The organism is Methylobacterium sp. Leaf465, from assembly GCF_001424705.1.
GTDB lineage: Bacteria > Pseudomonadota > Alphaproteobacteria > Rhizobiales > Beijerinckiaceae > Methylobacterium.
Genome location: NZ_LMRA01000001.1, coordinates 576,995 through 592,623, shown reverse-complemented (window position 1 = coordinate 592,623; position 15,629 = coordinate 576,995). Strand labels below are relative to the sequence as shown.

The 15,629-nt window shown below is 67.9% G+C and carries 12 protein-coding genes and 1 riboswitch; of the genes, 4 read left to right on the top strand and 8 right to left on the bottom strand.

The window, feature by feature from the left end; all coding sequences use genetic code 11:
- Nucleotides 1–4: 4 nt before the first annotated feature.
- From ASG51_RS02685 to ASG51_RS02650, 8 genes are all read right to left on the bottom strand, one after another.
- Nucleotides 5–661 carry a thiamine phosphate synthase gene (locus ASG51_RS02685; RefSeq protein WP_056273417.1) on the bottom strand — a complete coding sequence of 219 codons (657 nt, stop codon included), beginning with the start codon at nt 659–661 and terminating at the stop codon, nt 5–7.
- 40 nt (nt 662–701) lie between these two features.
- Nucleotides 702–1,487: a thiazole synthase gene (locus tag ASG51_RS02680; RefSeq protein ID WP_056218835.1), complete on the bottom strand. Its 786-nt coding sequence runs from the start codon at nt 1,485–1,487 to the stop codon at nt 702–704.
- A 36-nt stretch (nt 1,488–1,523) separates the two neighbouring features.
- Nucleotides 1,524–1,736, bottom strand: coding sequence for a sulfur carrier protein ThiS (thiS, locus tag ASG51_RS02675; protein WP_056218832.1), 213 nt, complete (start codon nt 1,734–1,736; stop codon nt 1,524–1,526).
- Entirely contained in the window at nt 1,733–2,914 is a 1,182-nt protein-coding gene (thiO, locus tag ASG51_RS02670; protein WP_244479679.1) for a glycine oxidase ThiO, read from the bottom strand. The genes thiS and thiO overlap by 4 nt, the downstream gene beginning before the upstream one ends.
- Before the next feature lie 101 nt (nt 2,915–3,015).
- Nucleotides 3,016–3,144: riboswitch (TPP riboswitch) on the bottom strand.
- A gap of 45 nt (nt 3,145–3,189) precedes the next feature.
- Entirely contained in the window at nt 3,190–4,437 is a 1,248-nt protein-coding gene (locus ASG51_RS02665; RefSeq protein WP_056218825.1) for an adenylate/guanylate cyclase domain-containing protein, read from the bottom strand.
- Nucleotides 4,438–4,675: 238 nt separating this feature from the next.
- On the bottom strand, nt 4,676–6,670 hold the full coding sequence (gene rpoD / locus ASG51_RS02660) for an RNA polymerase sigma factor RpoD (protein WP_056353193.1): 1,995 nt from the start codon (nt 6,668–6,670) through the stop codon (nt 4,676–4,678).
- Between the two features lie 200 nt (nt 6,671–6,870).
- Complete coding sequence (gene dnaG, locus ASG51_RS02655) at nt 6,871–8,787, bottom strand: DNA primase (protein WP_056378863.1); 1,917 nt, start codon at nt 8,785–8,787, stop codon at nt 6,871–6,873.
- Between the two features lie 86 nt (nt 8,788–8,873).
- Nucleotides 8,874–9,335, bottom strand: a complete 462-nt coding sequence (locus tag ASG51_RS02650; protein ID WP_056218815.1) for a GatB/YqeY domain-containing protein — start codon at nt 9,333–9,335, stop codon at nt 8,874–8,876.
- 208 nt (nt 9,336–9,543) lie between these two features.
- Here ASG51_RS02650 and carA point away from each other — a divergent pair, with 208 nt between their 5' ends.
- From carA to greA, 4 genes are all read left to right on the top strand, one after another.
- Nucleotides 9,544–10,785: a glutamine-hydrolyzing carbamoyl-phosphate synthase small subunit gene (gene carA, locus ASG51_RS02645; RefSeq protein ID WP_056273425.1), complete on the top strand. Its 1,242-nt coding sequence runs from the start codon at nt 9,544–9,546 to the stop codon at nt 10,783–10,785.
- 212 nt (nt 10,786–10,997) lie between these two features.
- Nucleotides 10,998–11,375 (top strand): hypothetical protein, encoded by a 378-nt coding sequence (locus tag ASG51_RS02640; protein WP_056218810.1) that lies wholly within the window; start codon nt 10,998–11,000, stop codon nt 11,373–11,375.
- A gap of 163 nt (nt 11,376–11,538) precedes the next feature.
- Nucleotides 11,539–15,024 carry a carbamoyl-phosphate synthase large subunit gene (gene carB, locus ASG51_RS02635; protein WP_056378861.1) on the top strand — a complete coding sequence of 1,162 codons (3,486 nt, stop codon included), beginning with the start codon at nt 11,539–11,541 and terminating at the stop codon, nt 15,022–15,024.
- A gap of 125 nt (nt 15,025–15,149) precedes the next feature.
- Nucleotides 15,150–15,626 carry a transcription elongation factor GreA gene (gene greA, locus ASG51_RS02630; RefSeq protein WP_181017364.1) on the top strand — a complete coding sequence of 159 codons (477 nt, stop codon included), beginning with the start codon at nt 15,150–15,152 and terminating at the stop codon, nt 15,624–15,626.
- Nucleotides 15,627–15,629: the final 3 nt, after the last annotated feature.

Genomic DNA, 15,629 nt, shown 5'->3' with positions numbered 1-15,629 from the left:
CCTGTCACCGCTCGTCGGATGTCGCGCCGAGGCGGGCGAGATAGGCGCGCACCTCGGCCACCGGGTCCACGCCGTGCATCAGTGCGCCCATCACCGCGACGCCGGCAGCGCCCGCAGCGCGGCATGCGTCCACGCGGTCGACCGTGATTCCCCCGAGGGCGATGACCGGCATGCCGAACACGGCGGCGGTTTCCAGGGCCGCCGCTCCGAGGGCGGGACCGTAGCCGGGCTTGCTCTGCGTCGGAAAGATCGGGCTGAGGGTAGCGTAGTCGGCGCCGGACCGCGCGGCCACCGCGATCTCCTCCAGTGTGTGCGCCGAAACCCCGATGCGACCGCCGGATAGGCGCCGGCGGGCTTCGGCGATCTCGGCCGCGGTGGTTCCACCGGGCAGATGGACTCCGTCGGCCCCGAGTTCGGCGGCGAGCGCCACATCGGCGCCGATGGTCAGTGAACCGCCCTCGGCCTGAACCAGGCGCGCGATATCCCGGGCGAGCGCGCGCCGTGCATCCGGCGCCAGGTCGCGCTCCCGAAACCAGACCCAGCGGGCGCCGGCCCGCAGGAGGCGTTCGAGGGTGGCGCGGATGTTCCGGGTGGCGACCTCCGGTACGTCGGTCGCCGACCTGTCCGTCACCACCAGCAGCCGCGCGGGCAGGCCGCTCATCGCCGTGCGCCGGTAGCGGGCGCGTCGGACGCAACCCGGCTCACGAGCCCACGAGACCGAGTTGCGGGCTCGACGGCTCGGCCCGGCCCCGCTTCGGGATGCGGCCGGCAAGATACGCGTCGCGACCGGCCTGGACGGCGTTGCGCATGGCACGAGCCATCCGCACAGGATCGTCGGCCTTGGCGACCGCGGTGTTGAGGAGGCAGCCGGCGGCGCCGAGCTCCATGGCGATGACCGCGTCGGAGGCGGTGCCGATGCCGGCATCGACGATCACCGGCACCGGCGAGCGCCGACAGATCAGCTCCAGGTTGGCCGGGTTGGCCACACCCATGCCGGAGCCGATCAGCGAGCCCATGGGCATCACGGCGGCGCAGCCGAGATCGGCGAGACGCTGGCAGACCACCGGATCGTCGTTGCAATAGGGCAGCACGGTGAAGCCGTCATCGACGAGGTGGCGGCAGGCATCCAGCAGCTCGGCCACGTCGGGATACAGCGTTTCGCGATCGCCGATGACCTCGACCTTGATCCAGTTCGTATCGAGGGCCTCGCGGGCGAGTTCGGCGGTCATGATCGCGTCGCGCGCCGTCTCGCAGCCGGCGGTGTTGGGCAGGAAGCGGTGCCCCTTGAGCCGGCGCAGCGTATCTGAGCCGTGCCCCTGGAGCGAAACCCGCCGGATCGAGGCCGTGACCACCTCGGCGCCGGACGCCGCCACCGCATCGAACAGAATGCTCTGGGTGGGGTAGCCGGCGGTACCGATGAAAAGACGCGAGCCCAGGCTCACACCGCCAATCACCAGCGAGTCAGTGTCGTTCGCGATCTCGGTCATTCCCACCTTCCTGTCATGATGTCTCCCCCCTATCGATCATCCGCCCTGCATCGCGCGGACGATCTCGACGCGGTCGCCGTCGCTGAGGGCGGTGAGCGCCCAGTCCCGGCGGCGAACCACGGACCCGTTTAGCGCGATGGCGATGCCCTGAGGGCTCTCGATGCCGGTCTCCTCGGCCTCCTCCCGGAACAGGGCGTCGAGGTCGGCAGCCGTGCTCTCGCGGGCCTCTCCGTTGACCGTGAGCTTCATGCGAACACCCTCTGCGGTGCCGACGCGAAGCGGGCTCGACCAAAATCCCGGGCGTAATCCGGCAGCGTTCCCTCGGCGACCAGGGCCGCGACCGCATCGGCGGTGGCGGGGGCCAGCAGGTAGCCATTGCGGTGATGACCGGTGGCGACGACGAGGCCGGGCGCCAGGGCATCGATGATCGGCGCATCGTCGTCCGAGGTCGGCCGGAAGCCGCTCCAGATCGCCTCCACTGCCATCTCCTCGATGCCGGGCAGGACGCGGCGGGCGCCCTCCAGCAGGGCGTAGAGGCCGCCGGCCGTGACGCCGGGGACGAAGCCGCAATCCTCCACCGTCGCGCCGACGATGAGATGGCCGTCGCTCTTCGGCGCCATGTGAACCTGCTCGGTCCAGACCATGTGGGCGAGGGTGCCGGTGCGGGCCGTGGTCCGTAGGGCGAGGGACTGGCCGCGCAGGGGCCGGACCGGCAGGGCGAGATGATCGGGCAGGAGTCCCGTCTCCCCACTCCAGGCGCCGGAGGCGAGCACGACGGTGTCGGCCCGGCTGATGCCCTGGGCCGTACGGACGCCAGTGACCCGGTCGGCACTCCAATCCAGCGCCTCGACCGCGCAGCCCTCCACGATGGCGACTCCTGCGGCGAGGCAGGCCCGCACGAGGGCGGCCATTACCCGGCTCGGATCGACCTGATGGTCGTGCGGGCAGTACAGGCCGGCGGTGACGGCGGGGCGCAGGCGCGGCTCGCGGGCCCGGGCCTCGGGACCGGTCAGCCAGCGAGCGTCGAGGCCGGAGCGCTTCTGCAGATCGTGCCGGAAGCGCAGGCGCTCGACCTCGTCGCGGCCGATGGCCAGCACCAGGGTGCCCTCCTCTCGGTAGTCGATGTCGAGGCCGGCCGCGGCCTGAAGGGCATCGCGGAAACCCGGCCAGCGCGACAGGCTCTCCAGGGCCAGGGGCAGCAGCGGGTCGGAGCCGGGCTCGTGCTCGGCAGCGGGAGCCAGCATACCGGTGGCGGCGAGGCTCGCCCCGGCGCCGACGGTGTCGCGCTCCACCACGGTCACCGATCGCCCGGCCTGCGTCAGGCGCCAAGCGATCGACAGCCCGATCAGGCCGGCGCCGACGACGACCACGTCACTGCGTGCCGGGGCAACGGCGGCCGGCGGCGCAACGCCATGCGTCCGTCGCAGGTTGAGGAAGGCGTTCGGGGTCACGTCCAACACAATCTCCGCAACAGGCGTCGAGATTGGTGGGGCTGCAGCTTCGCGTCGTGAAGCGTGCCGGGCTCGAGGAGAAACCCGCGGTCCAATCCCTACGCCGGTATGAACCGGGTCAGGTTCGAAGGATTTCCGCGCCGCCATCCGCGAGCGGACGGCCATCGGTTTCTCAGCCCCTTGCCGGGGATCTCCCTGGAACACCCCTGATGTGGGCCGTCCGCGCATCGGGGTCAATCCCCGAGCGGGTCTCAGGCAGCAGGCGGGCGCGCCGGCCGATAGACACCCATGGGTTCGGCGAACCCATCGAGCGCATGTTCGCCCAGAGGCTCAGGCATGTCCCAGAGGAAGTCGACGAAGGGCTTCGTCATCAGGATCGGTTCGCCCAGCGTTCGGTTCAGCCGGGCGACGCGGCTCGCCAGGTTCACGTCGCGTCCAATCACGGTGAAGTCCAGTCGGGCGCCGGAGCCGACATTGCCGTAGGCGGCCTCGCCGTGATGCAGGGCGATGCCGGCGGCCACGGGATTGGCGAAGCGGCCGAGCGCATTGGCCTCCGCGAGGGCCGCCATGGCGCTCTGCGAGGCGGTGAGCGCCCCCTTGGCGGCACCACCCAAATCGTCTCCGGGCTCGCGAAAAATCGCCAGCAGGCCGTCGCCGAGATATTTCAGGACCTCGCCGCCCTCGCGCTCGATGGCCGGCACCAGGCAGTCGAAGAAGATGTTCAGGAGGTCGACCGCCTCTTCCGGCGTCATGTCGGCGGAGATGCGCGTGTAATCGCGCATGTCGGCAAACAGGATCGCCGAGCGGATGCGCTGGACGTGACCGCGACGGATGGAGCCGCCGAGGATCGCCTTGTGCGGCTCGTCGCCGACATAGATCCGCAGGACGTGATCCAGCTGCTTGTTGACGCTGCGCATCTCCATGACCGCCGCCAGTGTCGGCATAACGAAGCGGAGAATCGCCACGTCCTCGTCGCGGAACCCCGCTTCGGATCGGGTGGCGAAGGAGATGCCGTTGCGCGTGCCGTTGGTGAAGAACAGCGGCGCGACGATGTAGTGCCGGTAGCCCTCGGCCTTCAGGTCCGGAATGACAGCGAAGGCCTCATCCGGGGTCTCGGCGAGATCGAGGATCAGCCACGCGCCGGTTTCGTGAACACGGAAGAACGGGCTTGCCCGATAGGCCTTGTCCGACGCTTCCCCGTGCGGGAACAGACGGACCGTAGAGCCCGTCTCGCGGGTCCAGAACCGCCCGACGCCGGAATATTCGGAATGCAGGGCGTCGATGGCCGTGGTGGCGCGGTCCACCGGCACATCCAGCGCGATCAGGCGTTCGGCGAGGCCGGAGAGCAGGTCTTCCGCTTTCGGCATGCGGGCCCCCTCGCTCAGCAGCCAGTCGCGCAGGGCCACGCATTGCTGGAGGGCGCCGAAGGGGACGTCGGCCGCCTCCGAGCCATCGGCTTCGGCGGTGGGGGAAGGCTGGGGCGGGCCTTGATCGAGCATATGGCCAAGGTGGGTTGGAAGATGGCGTCCGGCAACGGCCACCGCTCTGGTTTCGTGCGTATCGTGCCGGCGTCACCGCTTCAACAGTGCAGACTGGGCCGGACGCCGGAGCCGACGCCGTTCGGCGCGCTTCATGCGCATCGATGGCCGGGAAGTCGAAACGAAAGAGCCGACCCCGAGAGGAGCCGGCTCATTCGCAGGGGTCGTTGGCCGGGGCGAGCCGGCGCAAACGAAGATGTCAGTTGTCGAGGAAGCTGCGCAGCTTGCGCGAGCGGCTCGGGTGCTTGAGCTTGCGCAGAGCCTTCGCCTCGATCTGCCGGATGCGCTCGCGGGTTACCGAGAACTGCTGGCCGACCTCCTCGAGGGTGTGGTCGGTGTTCATGCCGATGCCGAAACGCATGCGCAGCACCCGCTCCTCGCGGGGCGTGAGCGAGGCGAGCACACGCGTCGTGGTCTCCCGCAGGTTAGATTGGATCGCCGCGTCGATGGGCAGGACGACGTTCTTGTCCTCGATGAAGTCGCCGAGATGGCTGTCCTCCTCGTCGCCGATCGGGGTCTCGAGTGAGATCGGCTCCTTGGCGATCTTGAGAACCTTGCGCACCTTCTCCAGCGGCATGGCCAGCTTCTCGGCCAACTCCTCCGGGGTCGGCTCGCGACCGATCTCGTGCAGCATCTGGCGCGAGGTCCGGACGATCTTGTTGATCGTCTCGATCATGTGCACCGGGATGCGGATGGTGCGGGCCTGATCGGCGATCGAGCGGGTGATCGCCTGCCTGATCCACCAAGTGGCGTAAGTCGAGAACTTGTAGCCGCGGCGGTACTCGAACTTGTCGACGGCTTTCATCAGGCCGATGTTGCCCTCCTGGATCAGATCCAGGAACTGCAGACCGCGGTTGGTGTACTTCTTGGCGATCGAGATCACGAGGCGCAGGTTGGCCTCGATCATCTCCTTCTTGGCTTGGCGGGCTTCGCGTTCGCCCTTCTGGACCATGTTGACGATCTTGCGGTACTCGCCGATCTCGAGGCCCGTCTCCGACGCAAGGGTCAGGATCTGCTCGCGCAGCCGGGCGACCTCGCTCGATCCCTTCTCGACGAGGTTCTTCCAGCCACGGCCGCCGAGGCTGCCGACGCGCTCCATCCAGTTCGGGTCGAGCTCCCAGCCCTGGTAGTGGCGCAGGAACTCGTCGCGGGCGACGCCGTGGCTCTCGGCGTAGCGCATCAGGCGGCCCTCATGGGAGATGAGGCGCTTGTTGATGTCGTAGAGCTGCTCGACGAGGGCCTCGATGCGGTTGGCATTGAGGGAGAGCGACTTCACGTCGGTGACGACGGCGTCCTTCAGCTCCTCCTGCTTACGCTCCTGCGCATCGGTGCGGGTGCCGCCCGAGGCCTTGAGCTCGGCATGCTCGATCTGCAGCTTGCGCAGCTTACGGTAATTGTTGGCGATGTTGTCGAACGTCTCGAGGACGCGCGGCTTGATCTCGGTCTCCATGGCTGCCAGGGAGACGTTGTTCTCCATGTCGTCCTCGTCGTCGCCCTCGGGCGGCGTCGGCGCATCCCCCTCGCCGTCCTCGCTCTCCTCCGTACCGTCGGCGATCTGCATCGCGTTCTTGGCGTCGGGGCCCGCATAGGTCGCTTCGAGGTCGATGATCTCGCGCAGGAGCACCCGGCCGTCGACGAGTTCGTCGCGCCAGATGATGATGGCCTGGAAGGTCAGCGGGCTCTCGCAGAGCCCGGCGATCATCGCCTCGCGACCGGCCTCGATGCGCTTGGCGATGGCGATCTCGCCCTCGCGGGACAGGAGCTCCACGGAGCCCATCTCGCGCAAGTACATGCGCACGGGATCGTCCGTGCGGTCGGTGGGCTCCTTGGTCGTCTCGGCGCGCAGGGCAACGGGCTTGGTGGGGGCGATCTCGGCGACCTCGGTCCCCTCCGCCCCGTCCTCGTCGTCGGCCTCGCCGTTGCCCTTAGCCTCCGTCGTCTCCTCGGTCTCCTCCGCCTCGACGACGTTGATGCCCATCTCCGAGAGCTGCGACAGCACGTCCTCGATCTGGTCTGGGTCGGACTGACCGTCGGGCAGAACCTCGTTGATCTCCTCGTAGGTGATGTAGCCGCGCTTCTTGGCGAGCTTCACCATCCGCTTGACGGAGGCATCCGTCAGATCGAGGAGCGGCCCGTCGGTCTGTTGCTCCGGAGCAGCATCCGTCTCGTCCCGTTCCGTTGCCTTCGTCGCCATGGTCCGCCTATGGTTGTCGTGTCAGCATCGCGCGGGAGCATGTCGCTCACTCCGCGTCGTCGACGCTGAAATGCATGTGATGTGCGGTCCGCCGAAGTGACAGCCGCGTCGAAGTCAGATCCCGGTATGCAAGCGAGACGCTTGACCGATTGTTAACCATGAGCCGCCAATGGCGGCCGAATTCATTCGCGGTGCACGTCTCAGGGTGTCGACGCCTCATCCGGCACCACCTCGTCCGCCTCCGCACCAGCGATGACGGCCATACGGGCCTTTACGTCGCACAGCCAAGCGAAGTTCGCCTCCGTCTCGTCCTCGACCAGGGCCCGCTCAGCCAAGCGGAGTTCGCTATTTAGCGCTCCAGACTTGCGGTGCAAGATCACGGCCTGACGCAATGCGTCTTCGAGACGCACAGGATCGGCATGCGCGTCAAGGGTCCATCGATCGCCCGGGCGCACATGACTGGCGAGCCGGGAGGCGGCTTCCGTGAGCCCGGCCCGCTTCAATCGGCTGTCCAGAACCGCGACGCCGGGCTGATCCGCGTCGGCGTGGCTGTCGAGCAGGAGGGAGCGCAACGCCTGCGCATCCGGGTCGCCCAGTTCGAGCTCGGCGAGATCCTCCGCCTCGATCCCGAGCAGTTCGGGGTGGACGAGGAGGCTGGAGACGATCATCGCCTCGCGGTCGCGAAACGCCACCGGGCCGGAGGCGCTGGTCTCGCCGGCATAGAGCGGATTGAACTTGGTGGTGATTCGCGGCGAGGGTGGCGGATCGCCCGGACGGGGCTGGCGCTGGAAGGCGGGTCGCGCGGACGCCGCCCGCGGCTCCCAGGGGCCGCGGCGCCCGGAGGCGGCCTGCGGAGAGAGAGCGCGCAGGCGGCCCTCGATCTCGTCCCGGTAGAATCCCCGCACGGTCTCGTCGCGGATGGAGGCGACCATCTCGCGCAGCGATTTGGCGAGACCGGCTCGCCGCTCGGGCGTATCGAGCGGCGCCCCGTCGGTGGCGCGCGACCACAGCACTTCGACGAGGGGCCGGGCCGCGTCGAGCACCCGGTCGATGGCCGATTTTCCCTCGGCGCGCAGGAGGTCGTCGGGGTCCTGGCCCTCGGGCAGCATGGCGAAGCGCAGCGACTTGCCCGGCGTCAGGCCGGGCAGCGCCACATCGAGGGCCTTGAAGGCCGCACGCTGGCCGGCGCCATCGCCGTCGAAGCATAGGATCGGTTCGTCGGCGTTGCGCCAGAGAAGGCCGATCTGCTCCTCGGTGAGCGCCGTGCCAAGCCCCGCCACCGCGTTGGGATGGCCCGCCAGGGTCATGGCGATGACGTCGACGTAGCCCTCGACGGCGATGATGACGCCGCGATCGTGCGCAGGCTTGCGGGCCTGGTGCAGATTGTAGAGGAGCTGCCCCTTGTGGAAGAGCGGCGTCTCCGGCGAGTTCATGTACTTCGCCTTGGCGTCCTTCTGCATCGCCCGGCCGCCGAAGGCGATGACGCGCCCGCGCGAATCGGCGATCGGAAACATCACCCGGTCGCGAAATTTGCCATAGGGAACGCGGATGTCCTCGCCGGCCACGAGCAAACCGAGCTCGACCATCAGGTCGCGGTCGACATCCTTGGCGGCGAGGTGGTCGCGCAGAGCGTAGCGGTCACCGGGCGCGTAGCCGAGACGGAAGCGGCTCCGGGTCTCCGAGCCGAGCTGGCGCCGGTCGAGATAGGCGCGTGCCTCCGCACCGGCGCGGCCGCGCAGCTGCTCCTCGAAGAACGCGGCGGCCATCTCCATGACGTCGAAGGCCCCGGCGCGCTTGGTCTCCTGCTCGCGGGCATCGGCGCTTGGCGCCGGCAGGGTCACGCCGGCCTCCGCCGCCAAACGCTCCACCGCCTCCGGAAAGCTCAAGCCCTCCGTCTCCATCAGGAAGGTGAAGACGTCTCCGTGCTTGCCCGAGGAAAAGCAGTGATAAAACTGCTTCTGGTCGTTCACGTAGAACGAGGGCGACTTCTCGGCATTGAACGGCGACAGACCGCGCCACTCGCGGCCCGCTTTCTTCAGCCGGACGCGCCGCCCCACGATATCGGATGCGGGCAGGCGCGCACGGATCTCTTCAAGGATGTGGGGCGGGTAACGCACGGCAAGAACCGGACCTCTGCGGCCGCCCATCTTAGCGACCCGGGCTTAAAGAGTCCCCAACGCCGATGCGGGGCGCTGGGACGCCCTCAGGCCTTTGCGTTCAGCGCCTCTTTCACGAGGCCGCTCGCCTTGGCGAAGTCCATGCGGCCGGCATAGGCGCCCTTCAGGGCGGCGATGACCTTGCCCATGTCCTTGGGCCCGGCGGCGCCCACTTCGGCCACGGCCTTGTCGATGGCCGCCCGGGTCTCGGCCTCGTCCATCTGCTGCGGCAGGAAGCCGGCGATGATCGCGACCTCGTTGCGCTCGTTCTCGGCGAGCTCGGGCCGGCCACCCTGGTCGTAGACAGCGGCCGATTCGTTGCGCTGCTTGATCATCTTCTGCAGGAGCGCGAGGATTTCCTCCTCAGAGGCCGGCTCCTTGCCGAGGCCGCGCGCCTCGATGTCCTTGTCCTTCAAGGCGGCCTGGATCATCCGGACGGTGGCGAGCTTCGCCTTGTCGCCGGCCTTCATGGCTTCCTTCATCTCGGTGGTGAGACGGGCGCGCAGCATCGTGTGACTCCTGAAAAATGAACCCAGGGCAGCGGATCAACGGCGTGGTCTGCGAATTGCTGCGCGAACCAGGGTTCTTGAGACGCACCGACGCGAGGGCCACATTGACCCTAACACGGCACGCTCGCTATGAGCGCCGCACGACAAGCCGCCCGCATGCGCCGCTATACGGCGCCGGGATCGGCCGGACATAAGCGAGATCACGCCGATGCTGCAAGATGATGGCGTCCAGACGCCTGCCGTGCCCGCGCCCCCCGCTCCCTGGGCCGAGCCCCTGGCTACAGCCCTTCTGGTCCTGGCGGACGGGACCGTGCTGGAGGGCTTCGGCATCGGCCAGACCGGAACCGCCGACGGTGAGGTCTGCTTCAACACCGCGATGACCGGTTACCAAGAGATCCTGACCGACCCGTCCTATGCCGGCCAGATCGTCACCTTCACCTTCCCGCATATCGGCAACACCGGTACCAACGACGAGGACCTTGAGAGCCTCGATGCGGCGCCGGCCTCCGGCGTGCGCGGCACCGTGATCGCGTCCGCCGTGACCAAGCCATCGAACTGGCGCTCGTCGAGCCACCTCGACGCTTGGCTCAAGGCCCGCGGCATCGTCGGCATCACCGGCGTCGACACCCGGGCGCTCACCGCCCTGATCCGCGACAACGGCATGCCGAACGCCGTCATCGCCAACGATCCGGAGGGCCGGTTCGACCGCGAGGCCCTGAAGGCCCGCGCCGCGGCTCTCGCGCCGATGGAAGGTCTCGACCTCGTGCCGCCGGTGACGAGCCGTGAGCGCTCGGAATGGTCGCAGACCATCTGGGACGTGAAGGCCGGCTACGGCGACCGCAAGCCCGGCACCGGCCTCAAGGTCGTGGCGATCGACTACGGCGTGAAGCGCAATATCCTGCGGCTTCTGGCCGAGGCCGGCTGCGACGTCACCGTGGTGCCCGCCACCACCACCGCCGACGAGATCATGGCGATGGAGCCCGATGGCGTGTTTCTCTCGAACGGCCCGGGCGATCCAGCCGCCACCGGCGAATACGCGGTCCCGGTGATCCGGGCATTGCTCGCCGAGAAGGTGCCGACCTTCGGCATCTGCCTCGGGCACCAGCTGATGGGCCTGGCGCTGGGCGGCCGCACCGTGAAGATGGCGCAGGGCCACCACGGGGCGAACCATCCGGTGAAGGACAAGACCACAGGAAAGGTTGAGATCGTCTCGATGAATCATGGCTTCGCGGTCGATCCGGCGAGCCTGCCCGAGACGGCGCTAGAGACCCACGTCTCCCTGTTCGACGGCTCCAATTGCGGCCTCACCCTCACCGACCGGCCGGCCTTCTCGGTTCAGCACCACCCGGAGGCCTCGCCCGGCCCACGGGACAGCCACTACCTGTTCGAGCGCTTCGTCGCCCTGATGAAGGCCGGCAAGCCCGAGACCCTGGTCACCACCGCCGACTGATTCGTATGGCCGGACGGAGGCGATGCCCCTTCCGGCCACCGCGGCGGCGGCAGGCCAGCCCTGCACGCAGGCGATGCCAACCGCGAGAAGGTTCCCGCCGCGTCACAAAAAATCCGGCATTCCGGGGCATCCCGGCATCGTTAACGGCCCGCTAAGGACGGCGTTCGAAGATCGTCGCCGGGTCGGTTCCGACGCTTGCCGGGGATTTCCACATGACGTTCGACGACGCGCGCGACGACTTCTCGCGCCTGCATCGCCTCTTCACGTTCCATCTCGGCGTGGCCGTCAGCCTCGCGTGGATGACCGCCCTCTACTCGGCCTGCTATGCGCCGTGGGTCCGCAACATCCGCGCCTTGATCGACCCGGCCGCGAGCCTCGACCGCGTCGAGAGCACCTGGTCCTTCCTGTTCGCGCTACCGGTGGTGATGACGCTGGCCTGGATTGGCCTGTATTTCGGCCGCGAGATGCTCCGCCGGAGCCAGACCCTCTCCAATGCGGCACTCGAATTCGCCGCCGCCGCCGTGGTCGCCTTCGGGGTGTTCTACCTGTCCATCGACCGCGCCGTCTCGGCTCTCTACCTGGGCTTCTGAGACGCTTCAGCGCTTCACCTTCGGCCCGCGCCCTTCCAATGGCGGCGGGCTGCGTGTAAGTGCCAGGATCAACGACAATCCACGCCGCTAGCGCCCCCAGGCCCGTGCCGCTTCTCCGGCACCGCGCATGGCCGGGCGCGCGTGCCTGCAGCCAAGGCGCCCGATGCCGAAACGCACCGACATTTCCTCGATCCTGATCATCGGTGCGGGGCCGATCGTCATCGGTCAGGCCTGCGAGTTCGATTATTCCGGGACCCAGGCCTGCAAGGCCCTCCGCGAGGAGGGCTACCGGATCGTGCTGGTGAATTCGAACCCGGCCACGATCATGACCGACCCGGACATGGCGGACGCGACCTACGTCGAGCCGATCACGCCCGAGATTGTCGCCAAGATCATCGAGAAAGAACGCCACGCCATTCCGGGCGGCTTCGCCCTGCTCCCGACGATGGGCGGCCAGACGGCGCTGAATTGCGCCCTGTCCCTCAAGAAAATGGGCGTTCTGGAGAAGTTCGACGTCCAGATGATCGGCGCCACCACCGAGGCGATCGACAAGGCCGAGGACCGCCACCTCTTCCGCGACGCGATGACCAAGATCGGCCTGGAGACGCCGAAATCGGCCCTGGCCAACGCCTCGGCGGCCAAGAAGGCCGACCGCGAGAAGTACCTGGCCGAGGTCGCCCGCATCGAGGCGGCGAACGAGGGCGAGGCCCGCGCCGCCGCCCTCGCCGCCTTCGAGAAGACCTGGCACCGGGGCGAGTCCGAGCGGCGCAAGCGCTACGGCGAGCACGCCATCGGGCAGGCGCTGATCGCGCTGGCCGAAGTCGGCCTGCCGGCGATCATCCGCCCCTCCTTCACCATGGGCGGCACCGGCGGCGGCATCGCTTACAACCGCGAGGAATTCCTGGACATCGTCGAGCGCGGCATCGACGCCTCGCCGACGAACGAGGTCCTGATCGAGGAGAGCGTCCTCGGCTGGAAGGAATACGAGATGGAGGTCGTTCGCGATAAGAACGACAACTGCATCATCGTTTGCTCCATCGAGAACATCGACCCGATGGGCGTCCATACCGGCGATTCCATCACCGTCGCGCCGGCTCTGACGCTCACGGACAAGGAATACCAGGTGATGCGCGACGCATCCCTGGCGGTCCTGCGCGAGATCGGCGTCGAGACCGGCGGCTCGAACGTCCAGTTCGCGATCGACCCCGCCACCGGCCGGATGATCGTCATCGAGATGAATCCGCGCGTCTCGCGCTCCTCCGCCCTGGCCTCGAAGGCCACCGGCTTCCCGATCGCCAAGGTCGCGGCCAAGCTCGCCGTCGGCTACACCCTCGACGAGATCGCCAACGACATCACCGGCGGCGCGACACCGGCCTCGTTCGAGCCGTCGATCGACTACGTCGTCACGAAGATTCCCCGCTTCGCCTTCGAGAAGTTCCCCGGCGCCGAGCCGACGCTGACCACCGCCATGAAGTCGGTGGGCGAGGCCATGGCGATCGGCCGCTGCTTCGCGGAATCGCTCCAGAAGGCCCTGCGTTCCCTCGAGACCGGCCTCACCGGTCTCGACGAAATCGAGATCGAGGGACTCGGCAAGGGCGACGACCACAACGCCATCAAGGCCGCCCTGGGAACCCCGACGCCCGATCGCCTCCTGAAGGTCGGCCAAGCCCTGCGCCTCGGCGTCAGCCACGAGGAGGTCCATGCCTCCTGCAAGATCGATCCGTGGTTCCTGGAACAGCTTCAGGCGATCATCGACCTGGAGAACCGGGTCAAGGCCCACGGCATCCCGAACACCCCCGGGGCGCTGCGCCAGCTCAAGGCGGCCGGCTTCTCCGATGCCCGCCTGGCCGTGCTCGCCAAGACCAACGAGGACAGCGTGCGGGCGGCGCGCCGCGCCCTGGGCGTGCGCCCGGTGTTCAAGCGCATCGACACCTGCGCCGCCGAGTTCCAGGCGCCCACCGCCTACATGTACTCGACCTACGTGGCGCCCTTCGCCGGCACGGTGGTGGACGAGGCACGCCCGACCGACGCCAAGAAGGTCATCATCCTCGGCGGCGGCCCGAACCGGATCGGTCAGGGCATCGAGTTCGACTATTGCTGCTGCCATGCCTGCTTCGCGCTCTCCGAGGCCGGCTACGAGACCATCATGGTCAACTGCAACCCGGAGACGGTCTCGACCGACTACGACACCTCCGACCGGCTCTATTTCGAGCCGCTGACCCAGGAGGACGTGCTCGAGATCATCGAGACCGAGCGTCAGGCCGGGACGCTCCACGGCGTCATCGTGCAGTTCGGCGGGCAGACCCCGCTAAAGCTGGCCCGCGCCCTGGAAGCCGCCGGCGTGCCGATCCTCGGCACCTCGCCGGATGCCATCGACCTCGCCGAAGACCGCGACCAGTTCAAGCGTCTCCTCGACAAGCTCGGCATGAAGCAGCCGAAGAACGGCATCGCTTACTCTGTGGAGCAGAGCCGGCTTATCGCCTCGGATCTCGGCCTGCCCTTCGTGGTACGTCCGAGCTACGTGCTGGGCGGCCGCGCCATGGCAATCATCCGCGACGAGGCGCAGTTCGCCGACTACCTCCTCGACACTCTGCCGAGCCTGATCCCGTCGGACGTCAAGGCACGCTATCCCAACGACAAGACCGGACAGATCAACACGGTCCTGGGCAAGAACCCGCTCCTGTTCGACCGTTACCTGTCGGACGCCACCGAGATCGACGTCGACGCCCTCTGCGACGGCAAGGACGTCTTCATCGCCGGCATCATGGAGCACATCGAGGAGGCGGGCATCCACTCGGGCGATTCCGCCTGTTCGCTGCCCTCGCGCTCGCTGTCGCCGGAGATCATCGCCGAACTGGAGCGGCAGACCCGGGCCATGGCCCTGGCGCTGCAGGTCGGCGGCCTGATGAACGTCCAGTACGCCATCAAGGACGGCACGATCTACGTGCTGGAGGTGAACCCGCGCGCCTCGCGGACGGTGCCCTTCGTCGCCAAGGTGATCGGCGATCCGATCGCCAAGATCGCCGCCCGCGTGATGGCCGGCGAGTCGTTGGCGAGTTTTGACCTGAAGGCGAAGGTCCTCAATCACATCGCCGTCAAGGAAGCGGTGTTTCCGTTCGCCCGCTTCCCCGGCGTCGATGTGCTGCTCGGGCCGGAGATGCGCTCCACCGGCGAGGTCATCGGTCTCGATTCGAGCTTCGGCGTCGCCTTCGCCAAGAGCCAGCTGGGTTCGGGCACCCTGGTGCCGAAGGGCGGCGCGGTCTTCGTCTCGGTGCGCGATGCCGACAAGGAGCGCATCCTGCCGGCGATTCGGCTTTTGTCTGAGTTGGGCTTCTCGATCATCGCGACCGGTGGCACCCAGCGCTATCTCGCCGATGCGGGCGTTCCGACGGAGCGGGTGAACAAGGTTCTGGAGGGCCGGCCGCACGTCGTTGACTCGATCAAGAACGGCGACGTTCAGCTCGTCTTCAACACCACCGAGGGTGCTGGCGCGCTCTCGGACTCCCGGTCCCTCCGCCGCGCGGCCCTCTTGCATAAAGTGCCATACTACACCACTCTTGCAGGAGCGATGGCGGCGGCCGAAGGGATCAAGGCCTATCTTGGAGGCGATCTCAAGGTCCGCGCTTTGCAAGAATACTTCGCGGCCTGAATTCTCTCGCGGCATCCGTATTGAACGGAAGCCGTGTTGTTGGCGGTTCGGGAGTAATTTACTCTGGCCCGGAAGGAGCGGCACGCTCCGGCCGGGCTTATTCATTGTGGCGCGAGACGATGACGATAGACAAGGTTCCGATGACGGTGCGCGGTTACGCAGCGCTGGAGGAGGAGTTGAAGCACCGCCAGCAGGTGGAGCGCCAGCGGATCATCCAGGCCATCGCCGAGGCCCGCGCCCTGGGCGACCTGTCGGAGAATGCCGAGTACCATGCCGCCAAGGAGGCGCAGTCCCACAATGAGGGCCGCGTCCTGGAGCTCGAAAGCATGATCTCGCGCGCCGAGGTGATCGACGTGTCGAAGCTTTCCGGGACGAAGATCAAGTTCGGGGCCACGGTGAAGCTCCTCGACGAGGACACCGAGGAAGAGAAGACCTATCAGCTCGTCGGCGAGCCCGAGGCGGACGTGCGCTCCGGCCTGGTCTCCATCACCTCCCCGATCGCCCGCGCGCTGATCGGCAAGGGCGTTGGCGACACTGTCGAAGTGACGACGCCGGGCGGCGGAAAGTCCTACGAGGTCGTCGCCGTCCAGTACGGCGGCTGAGCC